The organism is Limosilactobacillus sp. (assembly GCF_051873035.1).
In the GTDB taxonomy this organism is placed as follows: domain Bacteria; phylum Bacillota; class Bacilli; order Lactobacillales; family Lactobacillaceae; genus Limosilactobacillus.
On sequence record NZ_JBJEEL010000019.1, the window covers coordinates 36,469 to 62,020 of the forward strand.

The 25,552-nt window shown below is 46.8% G+C and carries 25 protein-coding genes and 1 tRNA gene; 4 read left to right on the forward strand and 22 right to left on the reverse strand.

Features of this window, described 5'->3' with window-relative positions; all coding sequences use genetic code 11:
* Positions 1 to 531 precede the first annotated feature (531 nt).
* From ACI31H_RS02055 to ACI31H_RS02085, 7 genes are all read right to left on the reverse strand, one after another.
* Positions 532 to 1,053, reverse strand: a complete 522-nt coding sequence (locus ACI31H_RS02055) for a hypothetical protein (RefSeq protein ID WP_439770336.1) — start codon at positions 1,051 to 1,053, stop codon at positions 532 to 534.
* A gap of 366 nt (positions 1,054 to 1,419) precedes the next feature.
* Positions 1,420 to 2,310 (reverse strand): proline iminopeptidase, encoded by an 891-nt coding sequence (pepI, locus tag ACI31H_RS02060; protein WP_439770337.1) that lies wholly within the window; start codon positions 2,308 to 2,310, stop codon positions 1,420 to 1,422.
* Between the two features lie 77 nt (positions 2,311 to 2,387).
* Positions 2,388 to 2,484 (reverse strand) — tRNA-Sec (locus ACI31H_RS02065).
* 37 nt (positions 2,485 to 2,521) lie between these two features.
* Entirely contained in the window at positions 2,522 to 4,003 is a 1,482-nt protein-coding gene (locus tag ACI31H_RS02070) for a peptide MFS transporter (protein WP_439770338.1), read from the reverse strand.
* 334 nt (positions 4,004 to 4,337) lie between these two features.
* Positions 4,338 to 5,672, reverse strand: coding sequence for a proline reductase-associated electron transfer protein PrdC (prdC, locus tag ACI31H_RS02075; protein WP_439770339.1), 1,335 nt, complete (start codon positions 5,670 to 5,672; stop codon positions 4,338 to 4,340).
* 206 nt (positions 5,673 to 5,878) lie between these two features.
* The gene (htpX, locus tag ACI31H_RS02080; protein WP_439770340.1) at positions 5,879 to 6,775 is read right to left on the reverse strand and encodes a zinc metalloprotease HtpX; all 897 of its coding nucleotides are present in this window, start codon (positions 6,773 to 6,775) and stop codon (positions 5,879 to 5,881) included.
* A gap of 11 nt (positions 6,776 to 6,786) precedes the next feature.
* Complete coding sequence (locus ACI31H_RS02085) at positions 6,787 to 7,347, reverse strand: LemA family protein (RefSeq protein WP_439770341.1); 561 nt, start codon at positions 7,345 to 7,347, stop codon at positions 6,787 to 6,789.
* 147 nt (positions 7,348 to 7,494) lie between these two features.
* Between ACI31H_RS02085 and ACI31H_RS02090 the strand changes: the two genes are divergently transcribed.
* Complete coding sequence (locus tag ACI31H_RS02090) at positions 7,495 to 7,956, forward strand: low molecular weight protein-tyrosine-phosphatase (protein ID WP_439770342.1); 462 nt, start codon at positions 7,495 to 7,497, stop codon at positions 7,954 to 7,956.
* Between the two features lie 51 nt (positions 7,957 to 8,007).
* On the opposite strand, the gene ACI31H_RS02095 is transcribed toward ACI31H_RS02090, so the two are convergent.
* The 6 genes from ACI31H_RS02095 to ACI31H_RS02120 all read right to left on the reverse strand — a co-directional run bounded on the left by ACI31H_RS02095 (position 8,008) and on the right by ACI31H_RS02120 (position 13,457).
* Positions 8,008 to 8,697 (reverse strand): class A sortase, encoded by a 690-nt coding sequence (locus ACI31H_RS02095; protein WP_439770362.1) that lies wholly within the window; start codon positions 8,695 to 8,697, stop codon positions 8,008 to 8,010.
* Positions 8,698 to 8,844: 147 nt separating this feature from the next.
* The gene (locus tag ACI31H_RS02100) at positions 8,845 to 9,090 is read right to left on the reverse strand and encodes a type B 50S ribosomal protein L31 (protein ID WP_003714015.1); all 246 of its coding nucleotides are present in this window, start codon (positions 9,088 to 9,090) and stop codon (positions 8,845 to 8,847) included.
* Positions 9,091 to 9,182: 92 nt separating this feature from the next.
* The gene (locus tag ACI31H_RS02105; protein WP_439770343.1) at positions 9,183 to 10,460 is read right to left on the reverse strand and encodes a UDP-N-acetylglucosamine 1-carboxyvinyltransferase; all 1,278 of its coding nucleotides are present in this window, start codon (positions 10,458 to 10,460) and stop codon (positions 9,183 to 9,185) included.
* Between the two features lie 194 nt (positions 10,461 to 10,654).
* Complete coding sequence (locus ACI31H_RS02110) at positions 10,655 to 12,256, reverse strand: CTP synthase (protein ID WP_439770344.1); 1,602 nt, start codon at positions 12,254 to 12,256, stop codon at positions 10,655 to 10,657.
* Positions 12,257 to 12,431: 175 nt separating this feature from the next.
* A complete protein-coding gene (gene rpoE / locus ACI31H_RS02115; RefSeq protein ID WP_439770345.1) occupies positions 12,432 to 12,992 on the reverse strand; it encodes a DNA-directed RNA polymerase subunit delta in 561 nt (186 codons plus the stop codon).
* Between the two features lie 45 nt (positions 12,993 to 13,037).
* Complete coding sequence (locus tag ACI31H_RS02120; protein WP_439770346.1) at positions 13,038 to 13,457, reverse strand: DUF1934 domain-containing protein; 420 nt, start codon at positions 13,455 to 13,457, stop codon at positions 13,038 to 13,040.
* A 135-nt stretch (positions 13,458 to 13,592) separates the two neighbouring features.
* Here ACI31H_RS02120 and ACI31H_RS02125 point away from each other — a divergent pair, with 135 nt between their 5' ends.
* From ACI31H_RS02125 to yidA, 3 genes are read left to right on the forward strand one after another with little or no spacing between them, the layout of a single operon-like run.
* Positions 13,593 to 14,417: a lipoate--protein ligase family protein gene (locus ACI31H_RS02125; RefSeq protein WP_439770347.1), complete on the forward strand. Its 825-nt coding sequence runs from the start codon at positions 13,593 to 13,595 to the stop codon at positions 14,415 to 14,417.
* A 3-nt stretch (positions 14,418 to 14,420) separates the two neighbouring features.
* Complete coding sequence (locus ACI31H_RS02130) at positions 14,421 to 15,785, forward strand: HD domain-containing protein (protein ID WP_439770348.1); 1,365 nt, start codon at positions 14,421 to 14,423, stop codon at positions 15,783 to 15,785.
* Position 15,786: 1 nt separating this feature from the next.
* Complete coding sequence (yidA, locus tag ACI31H_RS02135; RefSeq protein ID WP_439770349.1) at positions 15,787 to 16,605, forward strand: sugar-phosphatase; 819 nt, start codon at positions 15,787 to 15,789, stop codon at positions 16,603 to 16,605.
* A gap of 77 nt (positions 16,606 to 16,682) precedes the next feature.
* On the opposite strand, the gene ACI31H_RS02140 is transcribed toward yidA, so the two are convergent.
* From ACI31H_RS02140 to ispE, 9 genes are all read right to left on the reverse strand, one after another.
* Entirely contained in the window at positions 16,683 to 17,555 is an 873-nt protein-coding gene (locus ACI31H_RS02140; RefSeq protein WP_439770350.1) for a linear amide C-N hydrolase, read from the reverse strand.
* Positions 17,556 to 17,673: 118 nt separating this feature from the next.
* Positions 17,674 to 18,384 (reverse strand): hypothetical protein, encoded by a 711-nt coding sequence (locus ACI31H_RS02145; protein WP_439770351.1) that lies wholly within the window; start codon positions 18,382 to 18,384, stop codon positions 17,674 to 17,676.
* Between the two features lie 173 nt (positions 18,385 to 18,557).
* Positions 18,558 to 19,544, reverse strand: a complete 987-nt coding sequence (locus ACI31H_RS02150) for a ribose-phosphate diphosphokinase (RefSeq protein WP_439770352.1) — start codon at positions 19,542 to 19,544, stop codon at positions 18,558 to 18,560.
* 89 nt (positions 19,545 to 19,633) lie between these two features.
* Entirely contained in the window at positions 19,634 to 21,001 is a 1,368-nt protein-coding gene (gene glmU / locus ACI31H_RS02155; protein ID WP_439770353.1) for a bifunctional UDP-N-acetylglucosamine diphosphorylase/glucosamine-1-phosphate N-acetyltransferase GlmU, read from the reverse strand.
* A 2-nt stretch (positions 21,002 to 21,003) separates the two neighbouring features.
* A complete protein-coding gene (purR, locus tag ACI31H_RS02160) occupies positions 21,004 to 21,843 on the reverse strand; it encodes a pur operon repressor (RefSeq protein WP_439770354.1) in 840 nt (279 codons plus the stop codon).
* A 133-nt stretch (positions 21,844 to 21,976) separates the two neighbouring features.
* On the reverse strand, positions 21,977 to 22,774 hold the full coding sequence (locus ACI31H_RS02165; protein WP_439770355.1) for a metal ABC transporter permease: 798 nt from the start codon (positions 22,772 to 22,774) through the stop codon (positions 21,977 to 21,979).
* Positions 22,774 to 23,445, reverse strand: coding sequence for a metal ABC transporter ATP-binding protein (locus ACI31H_RS02170; protein WP_439770356.1), 672 nt, complete (start codon positions 23,443 to 23,445; stop codon positions 22,774 to 22,776). The genes ACI31H_RS02165 and ACI31H_RS02170 overlap by 1 nt, the downstream gene beginning before the upstream one ends.
* 4 nt (positions 23,446 to 23,449) lie before the next feature.
* The gene (locus ACI31H_RS02175) at positions 23,450 to 24,358 is read right to left on the reverse strand and encodes a metal ABC transporter solute-binding protein, Zn/Mn family (RefSeq protein WP_439770357.1); all 909 of its coding nucleotides are present in this window, start codon (positions 24,356 to 24,358) and stop codon (positions 23,450 to 23,452) included.
* Between the two features lie 183 nt (positions 24,359 to 24,541).
* Entirely contained in the window at positions 24,542 to 25,393 is an 852-nt protein-coding gene (gene ispE / locus ACI31H_RS02180) for a 4-(cytidine 5'-diphospho)-2-C-methyl-D-erythritol kinase (protein WP_439770358.1), read from the reverse strand.
* Positions 25,394 to 25,552 lie beyond the last annotated feature (159 nt).

Consider the following 25,552-nt stretch of genomic DNA (forward strand, 5'->3'; position numbering starts at 1 on the left):
TGATTCATGTGTGGTTTGTATCATTTATTGTGAATCCGCCCACAAATCACGACATAACCAACCTATAATCCTGCTTGATATCATTGCAGCTTCTATCAAGCAATTTAATTATATTTCATTTTTGAACCGTTTTCAATATAATAAACATTAAACTTAAGCTCATTTTTATCATTAATTGATCATTTTCTCTTATTTATATTAACCCTTGTGATAGCGGATTCACAGTTGCGATTACTTATAATTTCTTTCACAATCACTGTTAAATATAGGCTTTACGGCCGGATAAATTCCCCTTATTTTCCCTGAATTTGTGATTAAAATCACAGGATTGCTTAAAAATGGAGCTAACAGCATTTTAGAAACACTGTTAGCTCCACTTTTCTTAAAGCATTATGCCGCTTCACGAAGGACATATGGTGACAGTATTCAAATAGATACTACTTGGCATTTAGAATACAGTTCATGCATTGCCTTAACACATAGGTCCCACTCGTGATTAAAATTGGCGCTTTAATATCCCTTAAATCACCTTCAGGATTGTTTTTGTTGAGAAGCAGCCGGGTCGTTGTTCTTTTGACTGGTAGCAGGTGCACTTTGCACAGCACCTTGATTAACCAGTGCCAACGGAACATCCAACTCGATGTCTTTACCTTCCTTAATGGAAAAGTGCAATACACCATTAGATACACCGTTGTTAACAACTGCGGTAGTAGTTACATCTGAAGAAGTAGCTGATGAGTTATCATCCTTGGTAGATGAGTCATCTGAAGTATCTTCATCATCTTTTTGTGCTGAAGGATCCTGAATATTATCAACAACATCCGGTGTCAACGGAAGTAAAGCATCCATTGTCTTGTTTAGAGTAGCTCCCAAAACCTGACCAATGGTCAAAACATTGTCAGGCAACTTTAATAGACCTGAATCCTCATAATCAGGGAACAGCGTTGGATCTTCCAGGTCGGAAGCTTCCAACAGCTTACCCTTTTCCCGCCGGCAACAAAGTACGGCCGGGTCGTTGAGGTGCTCCTTAGCGGTTTCAACTGAAATAGACATAGGCCAACCTCCTTAAATAATGTTCAGTTAACGAGCCTGTAGACAGATCGATAATTCGTATCATTTATTGTGAATCCGCCTACAAATCACGATATAACCAACTTATCATCCTGTTTGGTATTATTACATCTTTTATCAAACATTTTTATTATATTTCATCTTTAAACCGTTTTCAACACGATAGGTATTAGGCCCAGGCCCATTGCCACCATTAGTTGATCATTTTTTCTTATTTATGTTAAGCCTTGTGATAACAGATTTACAAAAGTAATGATATATATTTTTTGGTGATTAAGTTCATAAATTTAATTAAAAATGGGGCTAACAGCGTTCGCTAAAAATCGCTGTTAGCCCCATTCTTCTTATTTAATCATTAGCATTTAGCCAATCGATTAAGAGCTTTTCGTAGTCATCATGCCGCTCCACGAAGGACATATGACGACAGTATTCAAACAGGTGCCACTTGGCATTTGGAATCCGGTCATACATTGACTTAGCAGTGTATGGCGTACACAGGTCATCGGTCCCACTCGTGATTAGGATTGGTGCCTTGATATCCTTTAGCTGGTCCATGTAGTCATAATCCTTTAGATTACCCTCCGGATTATACTCATTTGGTCCCCAACCGGTAATGTAGGCTACCGTCCCGGCATTCTTCTTCCGCCGGATTGGTTCTGGGTCATCCGGTGACGGTGCCGCGTTACAGTGTAATTCCATAAACTTGGCGTTTGCCCGTTCGTATTCAGGACTGGTAAATTCGTCCTTAGCCTCGGCATCGGCAATTGCCTTTTGGTCTGCCGGATCCATAAACTTAATCATCCGGTGTAATTCCTTGTCCCACATCCAGGAAGCTGGCAGGGTACTTGCCAACACTCCGGACTTGATACCTTGTGGCTGTTCATCACAGAGGTAAATAATTTCAAGCATTCCACCCCAGGACTGACCTAGAAGGTGAACCTGGTCAAGGTGGAGGTATTCACGCAAGGCCTTCAATTCCTTTACCCACGTTGCCGCGTTATATACTTTCTCAGCCTTATCATCAGGCATTGAAGATTTCCCACAACCAATTTGGTCATACATAACTAATTGACGGTGGTCTTTTTCTGCCAGGTCGTCGAGTACTTCAAAGTAATTATGTGTGGAGCCCGGGCCACCATGAAGTAGTAATAGTGGTGCCTTATCGCTCTTTTCACCAACAATCCGGTAATAGGTCTTGTATTCGCCAAATGGCATGTAGCCTTCTTGTACCTTTGTCATTTTACACACTCCTTTGATAAAAAAAGAGAGCCGAATAACTTCGACTCTCACCACTCTTAAGTAAATAATATTCATCCTGGCGGGAATACGTAGGAATCGAACCTACCTAAGAGGCTTCTAACCCCTCGCACTGGTTTTGAGGACCAGGGAGCACACCAGAACTCATCTATTCCCACTGAATATTCTAACGAAAGAGATAAGAATCGTCAACCTACAATTGAATTAGCTTTGCTAGCATTCCCCGCATGGAGAATAGGATAGCCGCAATCACAATTGCAATTACCCCCATCACACCGAAGTACATTGCTGCATTCGGTACACTGTATAGCTTTACTAGTTGGGCATTGAATGATTGCGCAGCCGCATCCCCCAAGAACCAAATACTCATCATCTGAGCATTAAAGGCCTTTGGTGCTAGCTTCGTTGTTAATGATAATCCGGAAGGTGAAAGGAAAACTTCACCAACTTCAACAATGGCAATACTGAGAATTAACCACCAACCGGAGAACTTAACCCCAACGCCATTGATCGCAATTGGGATTAGCAGTACCAAGAACGAAAATGCTGATGCTAGTAATCCAATAGTAAACTTAGAAGTTGAAGATGGTTGTTTCTTCCCCATCTTAGTCCACATCGCAGCAACGATCGGTGAATAGATCAGGACAAACAATGCGTTAAAGCCAGTAAATTGACTAGCTTGAACATGAATACCAAACAACTTCAAATCCGTCATTTGTTGAGCAACCAGTGGGAAAATCGTCATCGTTTGCTCATAGATTGACCAGAAGAAGACACTGGCAACAAAGACAACAATGTAAACAATTACGTTTTTCCGGTCCTTCGGCGTAATCTTAGGACTTCGGAAAATATTAACAAAGTAGATTGCTGGTAGCAAAACCCCTAAGATCGTAATAATAAAGATAATATTATTAACGTTCAACGTATGGGTAAAGTACATAATCAACAGGCCGACAATCACAATGGCCGTAACCAAACTAACCTGCTTAATGACCTTCGCCTTTTCTTCCGGCTTAATTGGGTCGTTCGGGTGCAGGCCGTCCTCACCGAGGTACTTCTTGCTACCGATCCAGTACTGGATTAACCCAAAGACCATCCCAATCGTTGAAAGTGCGAAACCGGCATGGTAACTATAGGTTTGGCCAACCCAGCCGACAATAAACGGTGCAAGCAAGGCCCCGATGTTGATCCCCATATAGTAAATATTAAAACCGGCATCCCGCCGTGTATCTTCTTTACTATACAGTCCACCAACCATGTCGGAAACGTTCGGCTTTAAGAACCCAGTACCTAAAACAATAATGACAATTGATACATACAGGCCGACAAAGCGCAGTGGTAAGACCAGGATAAAGTTACCGAGGGCAATTAATACACCACCCCAGAAAACGGTCCGCCGTGGTCCTAACAGCCGGTCACTGACAAATCCACCAATCACCGTTGACATGTAAATTAGGGCCCCGTAGATGGCCACAATCGATGTGGCAATCGACGTGTTCATTCCCAGTCCGCCCTTACTGAAACTATCAATCAGATAGAACAGTAAGATCGCGTGCATACTGTAATAACTAAACCGTTCCCACATTTCAGTAAAGAACAGCGTTGATAAACCATGTGGGTGGCCAAAGAAGGCAGTATCTTCCGGCCGTCGACCACTAGGTGAATCATTACTCATAATAAATCCATTCCCTTCACTAACACACTAATATAATTAATAACAATACGTTAAATTATATCAGTTCTCTTCAGTTGCGCAAAGTTTCTTAGAATGTTAGTTTCTGATAAAAAAGTGAACACCTTACTACTAATTAGTAGTTTAATACTGAAGGTTTGAGATCGCGCACTTAACTAAGCAAAGAATTGGTAATAGTTGTGTTAAGAAAATTTATATTGATCAGTAGTGCGCAAGTTTCACGATAAAAAAACACATAATATTAAGTACGACTTTTACATACCCGTTATTATGCATTTTTTATTGTTCTATCAAAAGGTTAACAAACCCTAATACTTTACTCGTTGTTTTCTGGCAAAATGTGCCGCATAATCCGCATATCAACCGCACGCCGTGCAAAGTCGGTCGTGTGGTAAACAGGCATATTTAGCTTTGGAGCAACGCCCATGACGGTGTTCGTACAATCAGTACAGTTCCCAACTAAGAGGGTCTTGGCACCGCCCTTACGCAACTTTAGAATGGTTTGTGCTTGACCTGGGCAGATACCAGGGTTCTTACACTTGGCAGTCCCCGTCTTCGGGTTAACAACCGCGTTCTTACACCATTCAACACCGGTAACGTCCGCATTCATCTTCTCGGCGATTTCCTTCATCCGAGCAGGGGTTGCGCTGCAGGCACAAGCCAACAGGCCCACCTTTTCACCATGCAGGTTCGGGAATGGAATGGTAGCGATAATACCACCATCAACCTTGGTAATTGGGCTATCCAGAGTCGTGCTGTGGCCAGTGAATGGTCCGCCCATGATTAATTCACCATAGTCGGCCATATTTGGAAAGGCACTCAAAACGTCGCCAACGAGGGTCCCAACTGGCACATCCTTGTTGACTAAGACCATCTTGTTGTCACCATTCAGGCGTCCAGCAACGGTAATATCCTTGCTCATTACTGGTTCACGGTTTTCAATTGCCCGTGCTGCCCGGTAGACAGTTTCAACGTTAGTAACAATCGCATTCGCAGCGTATGGTAATTCGGTTGTCTTTAGTACCGCGTTTTCGCCATCTGGCTTCTTGTATAATCCAGAATCACGAAGAACAGCCCGTTCTTCCCCTTCTGGATAACGGTTCCACATTAATTCCAGTGAAATATCATCGTGGGTCCGCGTTAATTCTTCTAACAGTGCGACCACGTTAGTGTGATAACGCTTGATCGCAATGTGAATATCCTTGGCTTGAACAATTTCCTTAATGTATTCGGCACCCCGAATAATTTGTTCAGCGTCAGTGGTGATCCGCGAAATGTTATGACCTAAGATAGGTTCACATTCTGCCGCATTAATGAATAGATGACCACCTGGGATCGGACGTGAATACTTAGCAGCGGCAGGGAATCCGGCACCACCAGCACCGATTACCCCCGCTTCACGGATTGCTTCAAGGTTTGAATCCGTGTCGGGAATCTTAACGAAGTCCTTTGGTTGGTCTTCATCAGCTTCAATCACGATTTCTTTATCATTAATTTCAGTGATCTTTCCATAAACACTGGCGTGCAAGTTAGCACCTAATCCATCCGGCTTACCAATCAATTGACCACGCTTAACATGGTCACCAACCTTAACGATCGGTGTTACTGGAACACCAACACTTTGCTTAAGCGGTAACACTAGTTTACTCATAAGTGCATCTCCTATTCAATGCACAAACCACACATAAACCTAAGTTAATAGTAGCACAATTTCCTGCTTTTGAAAACGGTTCCGGTGATTTTGTTCAAAAGTATACTAACTATTTTTTATATTTAACTTATTGGAACAACAAAAGAAAAGACTGGTAGCACTTTTACAGCTTGCCAGTCTTTTATACAAAATAATTGATATCATTATTACATTTCTTCCAGCCGCTTAATCCGTGCATCCAACGGTGGGTGGGTAGCAAATAGGTCTTCATACCAATGGTGGTGACCATTTTCTTCTGGATCACTGATGTATAGGCCACTGCTACTAGGCGCAACGTGTTTCATCGGCTGGGCCGTCTTTAACTTCTCCAGGGCACTAATCATCCCGTGGGGATTACGGGTTAATTCAACCGAACCGGCATCGGCCAAATACTCTCGATTTCGCGACAGGGCCATCTGGGCAATGGTTGCTGCTAAAGGCGCCAAGATAATCAACAAGATGGAGCCGACAATTGCCAAAATGCCCCAGCCATCGTCATCATCATCGCTTCCCCGGCTGCCACCAAACCACCAGAAGTTGCCGGCAAAGTTAACCAGTACACTAATCGCGGATGCTAGGGCCAGCGCAATCGTCTGCAACCGGATATCATAGTTACGAACGTGGCTCATTTCGTGCCCCATGACTGCCTCAAGCTCTTCCCGGTTCATAATCTGCAGTAAACCAGTCGTTGCCGCTACCGCCGCATGTTCCGGGTTATTACCCGTCGCAAAAGCATTGGGACTAGGGTCATCAATAATGTAAACCCGGGGCATCGGAACCTGGGCGACCATCGCCATATCTTCTACCACGTGCCACAGTTCTGGCGCTTCTTGGGCCGAGTGAACTTCATGGGCATTGTTCATGTTCATCACCACGTCGGTCGACTGTCCAATGATCACTGACATGTACACGAGGGCAATGACACCAGCAATAACCACCCCACCGACAGCGGAGCCGGCAAAAAGGTAGCCAATGGCGGCCCCAATTAACGTAACCAACAATAAGAAGCCCGCCATGACCACGACCGTCTTACGCTTATTGCGTGCAATCTGTTGGTATAACATTCATTCTCACCCTAATCATCAAAGGAAACGTGGGGAACATCCTTGGCGTTCTCCGGAACTTGTAAGTAATCCATTGCCGTAATGTGGTGAATCTTAGCAACAATATTACTTGGGAAGGTTTGAATTTTAGCATCTAAAGCAGCAACCGTACTGTTGTACAGTTGGCGTGAATAAGCAATCTTATTTTCCGTATTACTTAATTCTTCCATTAATTGCTGGTATTCGGTGCTAGCCTTTAAATCGGGGTAGTTCTCCGATACCGCAAAGAGTGTCCGGAGGGTTCCCGTTAATTCATTCGAAACCTCCATCTTCTTGGCATGATCGTCGTCGGGGACATTATTCAGAGCAGTTCGTAATTGTGTGACCTTCTCCAGGGTTGATGCTTCGTACTTACTGTACCCCTTCACCGTCGAAACCAGGTTTGGAATCAGATCATTTCGCCGCTGTAATTGAACGTCGATTTGACTCCACGATTCTTGTGCGTGGACCCGTAATTGGACCAAGCCGTTATACATTGCAATGTAGATCCCGATGATCACCACAATCACCAAGATAACAATGATAAGTGCCATAGCGCACTCCTCCTTCGTTTTAAATACTATCTCCCTGTATTTTATCAAATTTAATAAGGCACGGGAATCTTCTTGATCAGGACCTTAGCAAAATCTTAGTAGTTCATGTATGATAGAGAAAATGGCTTGTAATTGAGGTGTTAATTAATGAATGTTTTGTTCGTCTGCTTAGGAAATATTTGCCGGTCACCGATGGCCGAGAGCATGTTCCGTCAGCTCGTTAATTCGGCTGGACTTGCTGACCAGATCAAAGTCGACTCAGCGGGAACAAGTAGTGAAGAGGAAGGAAATCCGCCCCATCCGGGTGCTCAAAAAACAATGCGGCGTCACCACCTACCAGTTGATGGTTTAGTATCACGGCCAATTACTTCTCGTGACTTTGCCTGGGCCGATTATATCATTTGCATGGATAACATGAACCTGTACAACTTACGACGAATAGCCCCGGCTGCTGACCGGAATAAAATCCACCTCGCCAATGAAGTGGTTCCCGGACACGAGCAAGAAGAAATCCCCGATCCATGGTACACTCACCGTTTCGAGGATACCTACCAGAGTCTCGCCAAGGCCCTTCCCCTTTGGCTAGAACGAATGCAGGCCCAGCTCTAAACTAAAAGCCAGCCCTTTGGATCAAAAGTTCCAAAGAGCTGGCTTCTTTTATTACGAATTTCGTCCCGTAGTGTACTTACTGCTGAAGTTCTTTTGCACTTTCTGTGGCGCCTGGCTAAAGGGTTCGGACTTAATAAAGTGCCCCCGGAGTAACAGCCGGCGTTGACCGTTAGCATTGCACGTGATCAAGGTGATAATTGGCTGCTTAGTATTATTAACCACCTCAACCTGCGTTGGTTCAATAAACTTTCGTTCGTAAAGACGGTATTCATATACCCGGTTTAGGTCCGTAATATAAACCATTTGACCAACTTTCGCATGGTAGTAAAGTGATGAGAACAAGATCTTGCTACCATTAGCCATATTATGACCAGCTAACGCATAGTTACCTTTCCCCATCTGCATATCTTCACGCATTGTCCCGGCTGCCAAAGCCAACGTTGTGTTGTCAACCCCCTTGGCAATCGGAATCGTCATGTTAGCGTCCGGTGCGGTAATCTCACCGATAATGTTAATCGGCTGCTTTTGGGCCCGCACCCGGGCTGCCGTTTGCAGGTTCAGGTCCTTAACGTTGCCATAGTCGTAATTAGCCTTTTTACTAGAATTTTTCTTGATCGCTTGCCGGGTAATCGTTGGGCGGTAGGAGCCCACCAGGTGATCCTTAATTTGCTGGTTAAAGATCAGGCACGCTGCAATCACCAGTAAAATAACTACTAGTAACCAGCGGAGCCAGTCCGGCATCCCCCGTCTTGTCTTTTTATCCAAGGTTGCTTTCCCCCTTAGTCGTCTAAACTTGCTTCAGTTTACCACAAACCGGCAGTAGTGGAAACTAAGTTAACCAAAACAAAAAAGGGGGCCGGCCAACGCCGTCCCCCTTTATAATTAGTCTTACTTGAGACCGTACTTCTTGTTGAACTTGTCCACCGCACCATCGGCTTGGGTAAACTTTTGCTTACCAGTGTAGAATGGGTGTGAATCAGAAGTAACTTCAACCCGGATCAATGGGTATTCATTACCGTCTTCCCACTTGATGGTTTCCTTAGAAGTGGCAGTTGAACCAGAAATAAACTTGTAACCAGTAGATGAATCTTCGAATACTACTGGATGGTAATCTGGATGAATTCCTTGTTTCATAATTTATACGCTCCTTTTGCCATGAATCATTGCCTGAAACATAGATAATCAACCCTAACAGAATAACACGAATCAATTATCAGCGCAACTACTTAGCTAATTTTTACCGAAGAATCGTCCTCGATCGAAACGTTCGCGTGCAGACGGTTAAGCTTCCAGACAATCCGGTCATACCCGCGTAAAATATTACCTGCGTTATTGATGATAGTAGTACCATCTGCCATGAGACCGGCGATCGTCAGAGCCGCGCCTGCCCGAATCTCACCCGCATTAACGTTAGCACCGTGCAGGTGTTCAGTATGCTTAACCACAATCGTGCCATCGTGGGCCTCAATCCGCATCCCCATCTTTTGTAGTTCTGGAACATGCTTAACCCGCTTAGGATAGATTGTGTCGACAATTACACTATCGCCATCTGCCAACGACATCAGCGGTGTCAGTGGTTGTTGCAGGTCAGTGGCGAAACCAGGGAATGGCATTGTCTTTACATGAACTGGCTTAAACTTGGTCGTCTTAGGAACGTAGATCTTATCACTGTCAATCTGTAAGTCTACACCCATTTCAATCATCTTACTCGTAAAGGACTCCAGGTGTTCTGGAATGACGTTATGAACCATTACACCATCACCAAGCGCCGCTGCCAGTGCCAAATAGGTCCCGGATTCGATCCGGTCCGCAATAATCGTGTGAGTGTTCATGGACTGTAATGTCGTTACCCCGGTAATACGGATTGTATCGGTACCGACTCCCCGAATCTTAGCACCCATGTTATTTAAAAAGGTAGCTAAATCAATTATTTCGGGTTCCCGAGCAGCATTTTCAATAATGGTAGTACCCTCAGCACGAACCGCTGCCAGGATCGCATTAATTGTCGCTCCAACTGAAACCATATCCATGAAAATACGGGCCCCATGCAAGCCATTAGCAGCTTCCAAATGAACGGTCCCGTCGTTTTCACTTACGGTTGCACCTAAAGCTTTAAAAGCCTTCAGGTGTTGGTCAATCGGGCGTGGACCAATATTATCACCACCTGGAAAGGTTAAAGTTGCACGGTGAAAACGACCTAGCAATGCGCCCATAAAGTAATAAGAAGCCCGTAAGCTCTTAATTGCTTTACTTGGAAGTTCAGCTTCGATGATTTGGGTTGGGTCAATGTCTAAAACGCCGTGGCTAAACTCTGACTTAACGTTCATTGACTTTAAAATGATCATCAGATTGTGAACATCCAAGATATCCGGTACAGTATCAAACTGGACCGGCGTATCCGCCAAGATGGCGGCCGGAATTAACGCAACGGTACTATTTTTTGCTCCACCGATGGTTACTTCACCCGAGAGTCGGTTTCCTCCTTGAATGATCATTCTTTTCATTTCCGTGTTTCCTCACTTAAATTGGTTAGTTTCATAATCGTTTTTAAATTTTGGGTATTGTTAGTAAACAATCAATAGTAATGATAATTAATTATTTATTAAATTACAACCTTTTACGGGTAATCTTAAGGAATTTAAAAGGGAGCACTGCTTTTCCGCGGTGCTCCCTAATCTTCCTCTAATGATTTTCCTAATTACTTGTTAGCAGCGGCCTTAACAAAGGCGGCGAACAGTCCTTCTGGGCGGTTTGGCCGTGACAAGAATTCAGGGTGGTACTGGGCAGCCACGAAGAACTTCTTATCAGGGAGTTCCACTACTTCTACCAAGTTACGGTCAGGATTTACACCGGAAACTACCAGGCCGTGGTCTTCCATTTCCTTCCGGTAGGCATTGTTAAATTCATAACGGTGCCGGTGCCGTTCACTAATCATCGACTTATTACCATACGCTGCTGCTGCCACTGTCCCGGGCTTCAGCTTGCAAGGGTAAGCACCCAGCCGCTGGGTACCCCCCATATCTTCAACATCTTCTTGGTCAGCCATCAGGTCAATGATGTTATGCTCCGTGTTCGGGTCAAATTCCGTGGAGTTAGCGTCCTGGTAGCCCAGAACATCCCGGGCAAATTCGATGCAGGCCGTTTGCATCCCCAGACAAATCCCCAGATAAGGAACATCATTTTCCCGTGCGTACTTAATGGCGGTAATCATGCCTTCCACACCCCGGTTACCAAAGCCACCAGGAACCAGAATACCATCGTAGTCCTTTAAGGTTGCCTCGACATTTTCTGGAGTAATGTTTTCGGCATTGAAGTGGTCAATCTTCACCTTGGCATCAACCGGGTAACCGGCGTGCCGCAGTGCTTCGTTAACCGAAATGTAAGCATCTTGTAAGTCAGTGTACTTACCAACCATGGCGATCTTAACCGTCTTAGTCAACTCGTTTTCGATGTGGTTGACCATGTTCGTCCATTCCCGCATGTCCGCCACCGGCACGTCCAGGTTAAAGTGGTCAACAACCAGTTGGTCCATCCCCTGTTTTTGCAAGTTCAACGGAATTTCATACAGGGTATTAACATCTAGTGATTCAATTACCGCTTTCGGATCAACATCACAGAAAAGGGCAATCTTCTTGCGCATCTCATCCGTGATCGGCTTTTCGGTCCGGACTACCAAGATGTTAGGCTGGATCCCCAGGCCCCGCAATTCACGAACACTGTGTTGGGTTGGCTTGGTCTTCATTTCACCCGCTGCCCGTAGGTATGGAACCAGCGTGGTATGAATATAAAGGACGTTTTCGGAGCCGACTTCTTCACGCATTTGCCGGATGGCTTCCATGAATGGTTGGGATTCGATATCCCCAACGGTTCCCCCAATTTCAGTGATTACAACTTCGGCATCCTTACTTTCGCCGGCCCGCTTAATCTTATCCTTGATGGCGTTGGTAATGTGGGGAATTACTTGGACGGTCCGACCCAGATAGTCCCCCCGTCGTTCCTTACGCAAGACCTCTGAATAGATCTTACCAGTAGTAACGTTAGAATACTTATTCAAGTCATTATCAATAAAACGTTCGTAGTGGCCAAGGTCCAGGTCGGTTTCAGTCCCGTCATCGGTAACGAACACTTCACCGTGTTGGTAAGGGCTCATCGTGCCGGGGTCCACATTAATATATGGATCAAATTTTTGAATTGCAACCTTCAATCCCCGGTTTTTCAACAGGCGGCCAAGGGAAGCGGCAACAATCCCCTTTCCTAATGATGAAACAACCCCACCAGTTACAAAAATGTACTTCGTCATTGCGTTACTACTCCTTTTTTTATTTTTAGGTACTGGCAAAATAAGAAAAGCTCCCCATTTCAACTGAAATAGGGAGCTCCTTATTTTTACGAACTTCGTAGCCTGTGCTATTTTACAGGCGCCCAAGAAAGATAATACAGGGTCCGTTCGTAATAGTCAAGCGTCACGCTCGTATTTATTCGTCATCATCGTCGTCATCGTCATCGTCTTCATGCAATTCGGATAACTGATCTTCGATGCTGTCGTCTAATTCATCGTCATCATTAAATTCGTCATTTTCTTCATCGTAATCGTCGTCATCATCATCGGTGTTGTCGTCATCTTGATCATCCAGGTCATCGTCTTCTGGGTCATCATTGTCGTAGTCGATTACGTCGTCATCATCGGTTGAATCAGCTAAGAAGGCATTAACCTTACGGCGCTTCTTCTTAGGACTGTCTTCTTCGTCTTCATTTTCACCAACCGTTGCTTCGTCGATTGATTCAAATGGGTACCATGCCCGCAGGCCCCAGGTATTGTCACCAAGGGAAATAAAACTGCCGTCAACGTTCAAATCAGTGTAGAATTGGGCAAGGCGTTCCCGAATTTCCTCATCACTCTTGCCCAGGTATTGTTGAATCTCATTGGTTAGGTCTACAAACGCCATTGCCTCTCCGTTGTGAGCTAAGATAGCGTGTGCTACCTCAACCATTGAAAGTTCTGATTTGTCTTGGCCGTCAAAAACCTTTAATTCCAAATTGGTGCACATCCCTTCAAAAAGTCTAACCTACATCTTACAATATTAGGCACTAAATTGCAATTGTAGACGGTAAGTTCCTACAAGTTGTCCTTCCGTTGCCAAAGTATACTCAACGATTAACTCACCAGCGGGGGCCAGCGGATCAACCTTTTTGACCAGGCGCTCGGTGGTCACCGTCAGGCGGATAATCCCATATTCGGTCCGGTAACGGGTACTCGTTGGCGTGGTTAAATCAAAATCAAGCTGCGTTTCAACCACCCCAGCCCGGTGTAAATGAACCTGGTTATCCAGGCGAAATTGGACGGGGGTTGTCGTGCCACCCTGGTGTTCAATGTAACGCAAATAATACTTCCCATTTAATTCCACAAAGGAGCCCTGTTCGTCAAAGGTGAATTGTTCCGCTTGACCATCTTGCTGAATCGTACTTGAGAGGTGAACCTGGACTGGTGTTATCTTTTTCATTTTCTTTCCTCCCTTCACTCGTTTTTACATTATTATACTGAACTCGGCATAATAATGTGACCAATTCGCATTAATTTCCGCTGGTTTCTTGTATAATACTATTATGTAAATACATTTATAAAGAAGAGTCTTATAATGAATAATTTTCGTCAACAGACGGTCGCCGAGTTCAACCAACCACTCCGCCCCGCCAATAACCTTACCTCATTTATTTATACCAACGCCCTGTTGCGTAGCAGTGACGCCCTTACCGGCCCGCTGCTCCACTTTTGGACCCTTGATAAGACGGTCATCCTCGGACTGAAGGACCAGCGGCTCCCCCACTTAGCAGACGCATTAAAGTTATGCCGTCAACACGACTACCACTACTTTATGCGTAACTCTGGTGGACTAGCGGTGGTCAGCGATGCTGGAATCTTAAACTTCTCACTCTTTTTCCCGTGGCACCTCGAAAAACGTCAGCTAACCATCGACGAGGCCTACCAACGAATGATTACCGTTATCCAGGCTGCCTTTCCTGAACTGACAATCACTACGGGTGAGGTTACCCACTCCTATTGTCCCGGAACCTTTGACGTCCAAGTTAATGGCCAAAAGATTGGGGGAATTTCACAACGGCGGAACCAAGTTGGGGTAGTGGTGATGCTCTACCTCAGCATTAATGGTCACCAGACCCAACGTGGTGAATTAATCCGTGATTTTTACGACGCGGGGCTTGGTGATGCTACTAACAAGTGGCACTTCCCCGATGTTTGGCCCACGACCATGACGACCATCGCCGACCTTCTCCACCAACCACTAACGGTGGCTGAGGCCCAGTACCGGCTCGAACATGTCTTTAGCCACCGCAACAACGAGGACTTCCACCAGCTCACCTGGCAGCCGCAGTTCATCAAGTACCTGAATGATGAACGCCTCACCATCAGCAAGTTACAGGACCGCCTAACGAAGGAGGAATAAGGTTTGGATTTCAACGATGCTAAGCTTCCGCGAGAGAAGGTTTTTCGTGATCCCATCCATGGTCAAATCATTGTCGATAATCAAATTATCCTTGACCTAATCAATACCCCGGAGTTCCAGCGTCTCCGCCGGATTAAGCAATTGGGAACCTCCTCTTTTACCTTTCATGGTGCCGAGCATTCCCGCTTTGGTCACTGCCTGGGGGTTTATGAAATCACCCGGGAAATGTGTAATTACTTTCAGCGAAACTACCCGAGCATGAACCCCGGCGATGGTTTGTGGGATGACCGTGAACGGCCGATTTCCCTATGTGCTGCACTGCTCCATGACCTGGGACACGGGCCGTATTCCCATACCTTTGAGCATATTTTTAAGACTAACCACGAGCAGATTACCCGCCAGCTAATTACTAGTCCCGAAACCAATATTAACCGAATCCTCAGGCAGGTTTCCCCTGACTTCCCCCACCAGGTTGCCAGCGTGATTGACCATACCTACCGCAACCAGCAGGTCGTTCAAATGATCTCTAGTCAAGTTGACGCGGACCGGATGGACTACCTGCAACGGGACTCCTATTACACCGGTACCAACTACGGTAAATTCGACCTCGACCGGGTTTTGCACGTTATGCGGCCGGTTAAGGGCGGGATCGCCTTTGAAATTTCGGGAATGCACGCCGTTGAGGATTACATCATCAGTCGGCTCCAAATGTACTTGCAGGTTTACTTCCACCCCGTTTCTCGTTCAATGGAAGTTATTTTGGACCACCTCCTAATGCGGGCCAAATACATCTATGAGCACCCGAATGACTTTGAACCGGAGTTTACCCCCCACATGCTGATGCCCTTTTTTAACCACCGCTTCACCCTTGAGGACTACCTGTCACTGGACGATGGGGTTCTAACGACCTACTTCAACCACTGGACACACTCGCGGGACGACGTGTTAAGTGACCTGGCCCGGCGTTTTCTCTACCGGCGCCCATTTAAATCGGCAATCTATGATCAGCACTCGGCGGCCCTCTTACCCCAACTGCGGGAGTTAATTCAAACGGCTGGTTTCAATAGTAACTACTACACCGCCGTCAATGATAGTTTCAAACTTCCGTATGACACCTACAACCCCCAGGATTCAAATCCCCAAACGCAGATCGAACTCGTCCAGCCCAACGGTGACTTCGTTGAGCTATCCCAAGTGTCCACCCTGGTTGCCAGCGTCTCCGGACGGGAAGCCGGTGACCAGCGCTTCTTCTTCCCTAAGGAAATGCTTGAAACGCACCAAGACATTGAGGTATTTGAACCAATCTACGAACGGTTCCAGAGTTATATCCAAAATAACCATATTATTAACCCAAAGGAGGCCAATTAAAATGGCGATCAAAATGGTAGCGATCGATATCGACGGTACCCTAATCAATGACCAACGTGAAATCACGCCCCGGACAGTTGCAGCAATCAAGAAGGCCAGCGCAGCCGGAGTTAAAATTGTGCTCTGCACCGGTCGGCCCATGACGGGAGTACGGGCTTACCTTAACCAACTAGGACTTAACGACCGTGATGACGAATACGTCGTCAGCTTCAATGGTGCCCTAGCCCAAACGACCAGCAAGAAGGTTATGGTCGATGACAGTATCAGTTTTAATGACTATGCCGACTGGGTAAACTACTGCCTAAAGGAAGGTGTTCATTCCCAGATCGAAACCCGGGATTACATCTACACTACAAACCAGGACATTGGTAAATACACGATCCATGAATCGGGGCTAGTCTCAATGCCGGTCCGCTACCGGTCCCTAGACGAAATGGCCCGGATCCAGGACCAATACGTAATCGCCAAGGCCATGATGGTCGATGATAAAGCCGTAATTGACCGGGCCTACGCGGACCTACCGCAGGAGCTGGCCGACCGCTTTTCAATCGTACGGAGCGAAGACTTTTACCTAGAATTCATGCACAAGGCAGTTAGCAAGGGCTCGGCCCTCAAGCGGCTCTGTGAAGAATTAAACCTAACGACGACTGAGGTCATGGCCCTGGGAAACGCCCAGAATGATAACTCAATGATTGAGTTTGCCGGGACGGGGGTCGCAATGGGGAATTCCGTTCCCGAGACTCTGAAGGTTGCTGACGACGTTACCGCCGATAACAACCATGACGGTGTTGCCGCGGCGATTGAGAAATACGTCTTTTAAGTAATCGGTTAAAAATTAAACAGCATCACCTTCAAGACTAGTAAATTCTAGAAGGTGATGCTGTTTTTTAGTCAATGTTAGTCAAACGTTAGTGGACGCGGCCCGGTTAAATCAGCTAAGCCTTTGACCGTCGTTAGCCCACGATGGCAATCCGTGAAATAGTATTTATTAGCTCCCCAGTCAAAAACGGCCCGGTAGTGGGTATAGTTATTGCGGTGTCGGGGAGTATGTGGCACCGTCACCTGCATTAAAAACCGTTGTATTTCCCCCACTGTCCGTGGTGTTGACTGCCAGCGCTGGAACGTTGCCTGTTGAAAACGATCAACCGCATTACCACCGCTTGGCCACGATCCGTGGTAGGCAGCCACCACTGCGGGGACAAATTGCCGGCCGGTTAACCCCAGTCGACTATTAAGGCGGTCAACTTGCTCATCAAATTCCGGCGTGTTGGTTAAAACCCCCACCGGGTTATTTCGTACCCGTAAATATTCGCCTAACGGCTCGATCAAATACGTCCCGGTTTGGTCCTGCAACAACCAGTGAAAGGGATAATGGTTACCATCATGCCAGGGCGCACCGACAACCGTTACCCGGTCCAACTCAGCCGCTACTTCGGCTACTGAATCATGATTTCCTAGCACCCAGGTGATGAAATCCTGGGGAGTCAGTCCCAGTGTCCCGGGTTTAGGTTGACTGGCATAGTGGGCCGCAACCGGGAAAAAGAGTTCTGCACAGAGTAAACCCGCTGCATTCACCCCGTCACCAATTAGGTAATGCCCAGCAAAGTGGCGCATCCCGCCCAAAATTCGGTAACGACTAGTTATAACCCGGTGCCCAATCGCTGGTTGCCATTGAAAACCGGCTGGTAAATAGGTAAGGTGCCATGGTGTCCGTGGGGGAAAATCCATCGTCCGTCCCCAGAGCTCACTCGTTGTCATTACGGTACACATTTTTTCTCCTCCCCAAGTCAAAAGGCCCCCATCCACCGGTCAATACCGAGGGATGGGGGCCACTATTCGTGAATATCATAATAGGCATATCCACACTGACGACTGACCAAGTAACCTACTAACTTAACTTCGTCACTGCGCCAGACTGCGTATTGTATTGGTAAATACCAACCAGGTTAGCAACGGTGTTATCACTGTTGCTCCGCCGAACTTCAAATTTGTAAGTATTACCAGACTTATCTGTTTGAATGATCTGGTATCCCTTATCACCACTGAAGCCCATCTTGTTAGCAAATTCAACGACGACATCATCATTGGTTTGATCAGAAGTAGTCTGGCTACTACTGTTACTGTTACTCTTGCTGCTAGACGACTTACTGATCGCTTGACTGCTACTGCTTGAGGCACTACTACTTTGCGCCTTAGAAATCTTATCCTGTAAGTCACTGTAAGCATCACGCATTGCCGGACTAGTTGACTTCTGTTCCTTAAGGGTGGCTGCAGCAGTAGCATAGTCCCCACTCTTATACGAGGTCCGGGCATTCATGTAATTTTGCAAATCAGTAGCAAGATTATTCTCTTGCGTTGACCGGTTGTCAACGCTGTTCAGCCGGTCATACGCCGCTTCATAGTTATTATTACGAATCAACTTGTTGGCCGACCGGTAAGCCTTACTACCATTGTTGGAAGTAGTCTTGGCTGAGCGAACAGATGAGCTGCTCGATGAGGTCGTAACCGCATCGTGGTGACCACAAGCAGCCAGTGTTAATGCTAGCAACACTGCTGTCGAGCCGGTAATCACCTTGTTAAATAAATGTCTGTTTTGCATGTTATCCTCCTTAACTACTGCTCCCTAATTATAGCATGGATCACCATTAACCTTCAAAATCTTAAAACGCTCTTAAGAATACGCCCCCGTTATTAAGAAAGGAGATCAAGCCAGAAGCCGATTACGGCTTTTGGCTTGATCTCCTTTTGCTATCTGTAGTAATCCTAATTTAATTACTTGATTTTTTCAGCACTCTGGAAAACTTGCTTAAACAGTGGGCTGACCGGCCGGTTCTCGTTAATCCGCTTAATTGCTGCCGCAATCAATGGTGCCACTGATACCTGCTTGATCTTTGCAATCTGCTTTTCCTTTGGCAATTGAATGGAGTCCGTCACAACTACTTCTTTCAGTGGTGACTTTTCCAACCGTTCAATCGCTGGACCCGAAAGCACCGCGTGGGTACATGAAGCGTAAACTTCCTTGGCCCCAGCATCGATTAGGGCCTGGGAACCGAGCGTAATCGTGCCGGCCGTATCGATCATATCATCGATCATGATACAGGTCTTGCCCTTTACATCCCCAATGATATTCATTACTTGAGCAACATTGGCCCGGGGACGGCGCTTATCAATAATCGCAATTGGCGTCTTTAAGAATTCAGCCAACGCCCGCGCACGGGTAACCCCACCGTGGTCCGGGGAAATAACGACCGCATTGTTAGCGACCCCTTCCTTGATGAAGTATTCGGCTAACAGCGGTGCCCCCATCAGGTGGTCAACCGGAATATCGAAGAATCCTTGAATTTGTGCCGCGTGCAAGTCTAAGGCAATTACCCGGTCAACACCGGAGTTTTGCAGCATATTTGCTACTAACTTAGCGGTGATTGGTTCCCGACTCCGGGCCTTACGGTCTTGACGGGCGTAGCCGTAGTAAGGCATTACAACGTTGATGGTCTTTGCACTCGCCCGGCGCAATGCATCCACCATGATCAAAAGTTCCATCAAGTTATCGTTTACCGGTGCCGACGTTGATTGGATGACATAAACATCATCACCACGGACACTTTCTTCGATATTGATTTGAATCTCACCATCACTAAAACGGTCAACTGACAATTTACCAAGCTCGATTCCAAGGTGTTGCGCAATCTTTTCCGCTAACGGCCGGTTGGAGTTTAAAGCAAACAATTTTAAATTAGAATCAGTATTAGACTGTGTCATTAGATCCTCCGGAAGTTTAAGTAAGTCTCTTTTTGTCTATCCTTATCTATGATATAGAGCTCAGAATTAAAAAGCAAGCAAAACTAAGGCTACCATGGCAACTTCTTGGCATAATCTTTCTTATTGGTCTGCCGTGCACGGGCAATTGCCATATCATACTGGGCCGTACTGTCAGTAATTGTCGAACCAGCGGCGATAAAGGAATCCTTGGCAATGTTAACCGGTGCTACCAGGTTACTGTTGCTGCCGATAAAGGCGTGGTCACCAACATTGGTATGGTGCTTGTTGGTCCCGTCGTAGTTGACAAAGACAACCCCACAACCGACGTTAATGTTCTTCCCCAGGGTTGCGTTTCCGATGTAGGTCAGGTGACCGACCTTCGTTCCCGCACCGATGTAGGCCTTCTTAACTTCACAGAAGTTACCAATGTGGACATTTTCCCCGATTTCAGCTTCCGGACGGAGGTGACTGTTAGGGCCAATGTCACTGCCGTTATGCATCTCGGCCTCTTCCAGTGTTGAAGAGGTAATCTTAACCCCATCGTGAATCGTGGAATCCACAATCCGTGAACCAGCGGTGATGTAACAATCGTTGCCAATGACGGTGTGACCCTTTAAGACCACGTTTCCTTCCAAGACGGTTTCCTTACCTAACTTAACGTCCGCATCGATGTAGGTCGTCGCCGGGTCAATCATTGAGACCCCTTCCTCCATCCAATGCTTGTTAATCCGGTCCCGCATAACTTGGTTAGCCTTAGCAAGGGCGATCCGGTCGTTAACCCCCATGGATTCGTCAAAGTCATCCATCTTGTAGGCCGTGACGATTTCGCCTTCCTGCTTTAAGACGCCGATGACATCGGTGAGGTAGTACTCACCCTGGTGGTTATTGTTATTAATCTTCTTGAGGGCCGCAAAGAGCTTCTTATTATCAAAGCAGTAGACACCCGTATTAACTTCCTTGATGGCCTTCTCTTGGACGATCGCATCCTTTTCTTCGACGATCCGTTCCACGATCCCCACATCATTTCGAACAATCCGGCCGTAATCCGTTGGGTCCGGAGCAACTGATGTTAAGATCGTCACTGCCGCGTGCCGCTGTTCGTGGTAAGCAAATAGCTTTTCAAACGTATCGGCCGTGAATAGTGGGGTGTCCCCACTGACAACGATCGTTTCACCGTCTTCATTTCCTAACAGGTCTTCGGTCTGCATAACCGCGTGCCCGGTCCCCAATTGTTGCTTTTGCAAGGCATAACGTGTCCGGTGACCCAAAGTTTCCTTAACGGTATCAGCACCAAAACCAACTACCGTAATAATCGTATCAATTTTAGCCTTCTCCAACTGGGTCAATACGTGATCGACCATTGTCTTACCACACACTTGGTGTAAAACCTTGTAAAGTTTTGAATGCATCCTGGTACCCTTACCAGCTGCCAAGATAATTGCATTTCTCTTCTCCATGCTTAATTTTCCTTTCCAAATACCGTTTCCATAAAGTTACCCGGACGGGCCGTAATCGTCTTGTGCTCACCATCGTCTTCGGCGTCAACCTTAACCAGTGAGATGCAGTTATCAACTAACCGTTTGCCATTAGTGGCCCCCTCAGCAAGGACCGTCATCCCTACTAATTGGGCATCAAATTCCTTAATCAAAGACTGCATCCCATTCAGGGTTCCCCCACCCTTGAGGAAGTCATCAACGACCACTACGTTAGCGCCGGCCGACAGGGTCCGCCGTGATAATTCCATCTTCTTAATCCGCTTAACGGAACCGGAGACATAGTTAACGCTAACCGTCGGGCCTTCCGTAATGTGGGAACTGTTTCGAACAATTACGAATGGCTTATTCATGTACATTGCCGCTGCCTGGGCAATTGGAATTCCCTTCGTTTCGACCGTCATGACCACATCGACATCTTGGTCAACGTACTGGGTCGCGATTAATTGTCCCACCCGGTGCAAAATGTCCGGGCGGCCAATCAAATCTGATAGGTAAACGTAGCCTCCCGGCAAGAAGCGGGTATCATCATCCACTTCCTTAACCAGGTCGGCAATTGCCTGTTCAGCATTTTCCTTAGAGTAAAAAGGAGTTAACACCGCACCGCCGCTAGCACCAGGAATCGTCTCGAGGCGGCCTTCACCCCAGCTCTGAAAAGTATGCTTAATGATACTTAAATCTTCACTGATCGATGATTTAGCCGAGCCGTAACGTTCGCTAAAAAACTTTAATGAAACTAACGTCCGCGGATGTTCCAAAAGGTAATGGGTCATATCAACTAACCGGTTACTTCTTCGTACTTTCATGATTGTGCTGTCCGCCTTTCCAAAAAAATGGGTTAATACATGTTGATTCTACCATAAAATGTTCGGATTTTCCGTATGAAATACTAAAAAGCGCGAAATCGACGGCAACGTCCACTTCGCGACTGAATAAAAACTAGTTAGCCTCTAGCATATTTTGATAAATTAACGCAATTACGTAGATCAGCACCTCAATCGCCGCAATGAAGAAACTAACGGGCCAGTTAGTTAGGTAACCCAGCAGGAGGCCGGTCCAGGTCCCGAGAAGGGCAAAGAGAATCGCTAAGCCAATCATCTTGGCCACACCATGGGTAAAGTATTTGGCACTAGCCGCGGGGATTGTCAGCAGGATAAAGATCAACAGCGAACCGACGATCTGGGCAGCGACACTGACGCTTAGGGCCAACAGGATTAAAAACGTGACCGAAATCACCGTTTGGTTACTGCCACTGACCTGGGCACCGACGATGTCAAACGACGAGAACTTCAACTGCCGATACATTATCATCGTAACCAAAAAGACCGCGGCAGAGAGCAGGATTAGCTGGTGGACCTCCCCCGCACTAATGCCGACAACGCTACCGAACAAGATACTGGTAGCCGAACTAGCACTCTGACTGCTGAGGGAAAGGAAAAGGATCCCAAGGCCAATGAACAACCCCGAGACGGCACTAATTACCGCCTCGCGTCGTGATTCTTTGATACTCATCTGCCCAACCAGTACCGAACTGAGGATGGTAAACAAAAGCATCCCATTTAATGGCGCCCAACCGGCAAAGACGGCAAAAGAGGCCCCAGCAAAGCCAATTTCCGAAAGGGTATGGGTCAAAAACGATAGTTGCCGGGCAACCACAAAGACACCAATTACCCCACTAATAATGGCAATGAAGGTACTGGCGACAAAGGCATGGCGCATAAAAGCAAGGGTCAACATTACTTATCAGCCTCCTCTTCAAGCTGTGCCAACTCATCAATTGAGCCCGTCTCATAGCCGTCCTTACTCATGTGTAAATAACGGGTCCCACAATGGTGGGCGAGGTCCCAGTCATGGGTAATAAACATTACGCTCAGTCCGCTCTGTTGAAAACGACTAACCAGGTCGAGTAGGTTATACTTCATCTCATTATCTAGGCTGGCCGTTGATTCATCTAAAATCAACAGGCGCGGATCGGGAAGAAGTGCTTGCGCAAGGTAGGCACGCTGCTTTTCACCACCGGAGGCCAGTCCCAAGGGACGGTCCGCAATCCGCGTAAGGTCGGTGATCTTAATCATGCGGTTAAGGTCTTTACGTTCGCGCCGATTCAACCATGGCCAACGAGACTGCCGACTGTTTAGCGCTACAAAGTCCCGTACTGATAACGGGTACTCTTCATCGAGGTTCCGAAATTGGGGAACGTAGCCAATCCGGGTGTCGGCGGGCAGGTTAATGGTTCCGGCCTTGGGCTTAATTAAACCTAGTAGGGCCCGCACCAGGGTCGTCTTCCCGACCCCATTTTCACCAACCACCACCAAAAAATCACCCTGGTTAACCGTAAAACTAAGGTCCTTAAAGACTGGGTGGTCACCATAGGCTACCGTTAAATCCTCTACAGATAATACTGCCACTACATTAATTCTCCTTCTGCTGAATTCTTGCCAGTTCTCGGTACTGTTTCATCATCCACTGGCGGTAACTAAGGCCGGCCGGTTTAGCTTCCGTCACGCGCAGAACCGGAACATTATTTTGCCGTGCGAGCTTGACTAAGTTATTAATTACCTGGTCGTCCGACTGCGTATTTTCAACGAAAAAGGCAATCTGGTGGTGACGGATGGCGGCCTGTAAACTAGCAACATCTTGTGGTGACGGGTCATTCCCATCTTCGATTGCCTTTGAAAAGTGCGTATCCATTATCTGGTAACCAAGGTGGTCTAGGGCATAATCAAAGACCGGCTCACTGACCGCCACCCTCTTCTTATTCGTCATGCCATGCTTAATTTTAGTAATTTCCCTATTTAGGGGTGCTAGTGACTTTTGGTACGCCCGGGCCCGTCGGTGATAATAACCTGCATGGGCCGGGTCAAGCCGACTATAACGAGCGGCTAATACAGTTGCTAGCTTCCCCATGGTTGTCGGCTCATACCAAACGTGTTCATTATCCCCATTGTGCTTACCAGCTACCTGGCGACCAACATCAATGGTTACCGGCCGCTTCCCCGTCTGGGAGCGGGCTAACTTGGTTAACCAATGGTCATAACCCAGCCCGTTTTGAATAACCACGTTCGCAGTACTCATTTCACGGGCCTGCTGGGTACTAGGCTGATAATCATGGGGGTCAACTGAAGCATTATTAATCACCGCGGTTACCTGACCATACTTGCCGGCAACCGAACTCGCGACCTCACCGTAAAAATTAAGGCTGGTCACTACCCGGATTGGCTTTGCTGCCGGACCGCGGCCACGAAACGGTACCAACGAGAGGAGTAAGATAATTACGAGGAGACTAACCAGCATCCCCACTCCTATCCAATATTTTCGCATCTTTTCCCTCTTTTATTAAATCGTAATCATTACTATTTGGAACAGTGACTATCTTACTGGAAAACGTCCGACAATGCAAGCACCGGAATAGTCCTTTTCCTGTTAAGCCCACTAAAATAAAGGCAGCTCCCAACACTTGAAAAACTCAACCGTTAGGAACTGCCTTCACTATTTCTAGCCACCTTAAAGTAAGGTCACTACATGAACATCCCGGCAGAAACCGGAAATACTATTTTGGATACGTTTTGCCCGCGACTCGGTATGGCAAATGGCAAAAACGGTTGGTCCCGTTCCACTCATCTGGGCCACGTCCGCCCCTAAACTAACCATCTTGTCCTTCAGCCGTTTAATCTCGGGGTGAAACTTCATCGTTACTGGTTCCAAGACGTTGCCCATGTACTGGGTAGCCGTTTGCCAATCTTGCTTACGTAGACTAGCCAGCAACCGATCATTATCCAGGTGGTCCAGCTGCTCATAGTTAATCTGCCGCAAGATTTGGGGAGTAGAAACACTAATCTGCTGCTTGGCAATTACCACCCAGTAGTGTGGTTGTGGTGGTAACAGCTCAATCTGTTCCCCGTGCCCGGTAACGTGGGCGAGCCGACTATAAACACAGTAGGGGACATCGGAGTCAATCGTCAACGCCACTTTAGCCAATTCATCCATCGACAGGCCCAGGCGCCAAATATTGTTTAGCGCTCGTAACACGGCCGCCGCATCCGAGGAACCACCGCCAAGGCCAGCCGCCACCGGAATATTCTTGCGGATGTGGATCGTTACCCCTTCGCGGCAGTGAAAACGACTACGAAGAATATGGGCCGCCTGGTAAGCCAGGTTACGTTGGTCATTTGGTAAAAAGCCACTATTCGTGTAAACCTTAATTGTCGCCGGCCGCCGGTGAGTTTCAACGGTTACATAGTCAGCCAAGTCCGCGGACGTCATTACCATATTCCACCGTGGCGAACCATCGAAGTACCGCATTGGTGTATCTAAACTAAGGTTTAGCTTTGCAGGCGCCTTTTCAGTTACACGCATCGTCATCCCTCCCGGCCGTTAATTGTTCTTATTCTGATTATACTAACGCACCTATTAAACGGCAAGGCTCATGCTGTTCATAACTGGCTAGCAATCATAACCATCCGTCAAACGGGTGGTTTGCACATCGGCTATAAGCCGATAATAAAAGCCGGCGTC

What these genes read in the sequence shown, in the direction of transcription:
- ACI31H_RS02055 (WP_439770336.1), bottom strand. Translation starts at nt 1,053, where the DNA reads ATGTCTATTTCAGTTGAAACCGCTAAGGAGCACCTCAACGACCCGGCC.
- pepI (WP_439770337.1), bottom strand. Translation starts at nt 2,310, where the DNA reads ATGACAAAGGTACAAGAAGGCTACATGCCATTTGGCGAATACAAGACC.
- ACI31H_RS02070 (WP_439770338.1), bottom strand. Translation starts at nt 4,003, where the DNA reads ATGAGTAATGATTCACCTAGTGGTCGACGGCCGGAAGATACTGCCTTC.
- prdC (WP_439770339.1), bottom strand. Translation starts at nt 5,672, where the DNA reads ATGAGTAAACTAGTGTTACCGCTTAAGCAAAGTGTTGGTGTTCCAGTA.
- htpX (WP_439770340.1), bottom strand. Translation starts at nt 6,775, where the DNA reads ATGTTATACCAACAGATTGCACGCAATAAGCGTAAGACGGTCGTGGTC.
- ACI31H_RS02085 (WP_439770341.1), bottom strand. Translation starts at nt 7,347, where the DNA reads ATGGCACTTATCATTGTTATCTTGGTGATTGTGGTGATCATCGGGATC.
- ACI31H_RS02090 (WP_439770342.1), top strand. Translation starts at nt 7,495, where the DNA reads ATGAATGTTTTGTTCGTCTGCTTAGGAAATATTTGCCGGTCACCGATG.
- ACI31H_RS02095 (WP_439770362.1), bottom strand. Translation starts at nt 8,697, where the DNA reads ATGCCGGACTGGCTCCGCTGGTTACTAGTAGTTATTTTACTGGTGATT.
- ACI31H_RS02100 (WP_003714015.1), bottom strand. Translation starts at nt 9,090, where the DNA reads ATGAAACAAGGAATTCATCCAGATTACCATCCAGTAGTATTCGAAGAT.
- ACI31H_RS02105 (WP_439770343.1), bottom strand. Translation starts at nt 10,460, where the DNA reads ATGAAAAGAATGATCATTCAAGGAGGAAACCGACTCTCGGGTGAAGTA.
- ACI31H_RS02110 (WP_439770344.1), bottom strand. Translation starts at nt 12,256, where the DNA reads ATGACGAAGTACATTTTTGTAACTGGTGGGGTTGTTTCATCATTAGGA.
- ACI31H_RS02120 (WP_439770346.1), bottom strand. Translation starts at nt 13,457, where the DNA reads ATGAAAAAGATAACACCAGTCCAGGTTCACCTCTCAAGTACGATTCAG.
- ACI31H_RS02125 (WP_439770347.1), top strand. Translation starts at nt 13,593, where the DNA reads ATGAATAATTTTCGTCAACAGACGGTCGCCGAGTTCAACCAACCACTC.
- yidA (WP_439770349.1), top strand. Translation starts at nt 15,787, where the DNA reads ATGGCGATCAAAATGGTAGCGATCGATATCGACGGTACCCTAATCAAT.
- ACI31H_RS02140 (WP_439770350.1), bottom strand. Translation starts at nt 17,555, where the DNA reads ATGTGTACCGTAATGACAACGAGTGAGCTCTGGGGACGGACGATGGAT.
- ACI31H_RS02145 (WP_439770351.1), bottom strand. Translation starts at nt 18,384, where the DNA reads ATGCAAAACAGACATTTATTTAACAAGGTGATTACCGGCTCGACAGCA.
- ACI31H_RS02150 (WP_439770352.1), bottom strand. Translation starts at nt 19,544, where the DNA reads ATGACACAGTCTAATACTGATTCTAATTTAAAATTGTTTGCTTTAAAC.
- glmU (WP_439770353.1), bottom strand. Translation starts at nt 21,001, where the DNA reads ATGGAGAAGAGAAATGCAATTATCTTGGCAGCTGGTAAGGGTACCAGG.
- purR (WP_439770354.1), bottom strand. Translation starts at nt 21,843, where the DNA reads ATGAAAGTACGAAGAAGTAACCGGTTAGTTGATATGACCCATTACCTT.
- ACI31H_RS02165 (WP_439770355.1), bottom strand. Translation starts at nt 22,774, where the DNA reads ATGTTGACCCTTGCTTTTATGCGCCATGCCTTTGTCGCCAGTACCTTC.
- ACI31H_RS02175 (WP_439770357.1), bottom strand. Translation starts at nt 24,358, where the DNA reads ATGCGAAAATATTGGATAGGAGTGGGGATGCTGGTTAGTCTCCTCGTA.
- ispE (WP_439770358.1), bottom strand. Translation starts at nt 25,393, where the DNA reads ATGCGTGTAACTGAAAAGGCGCCTGCAAAGCTAAACCTTAGTTTAGAT.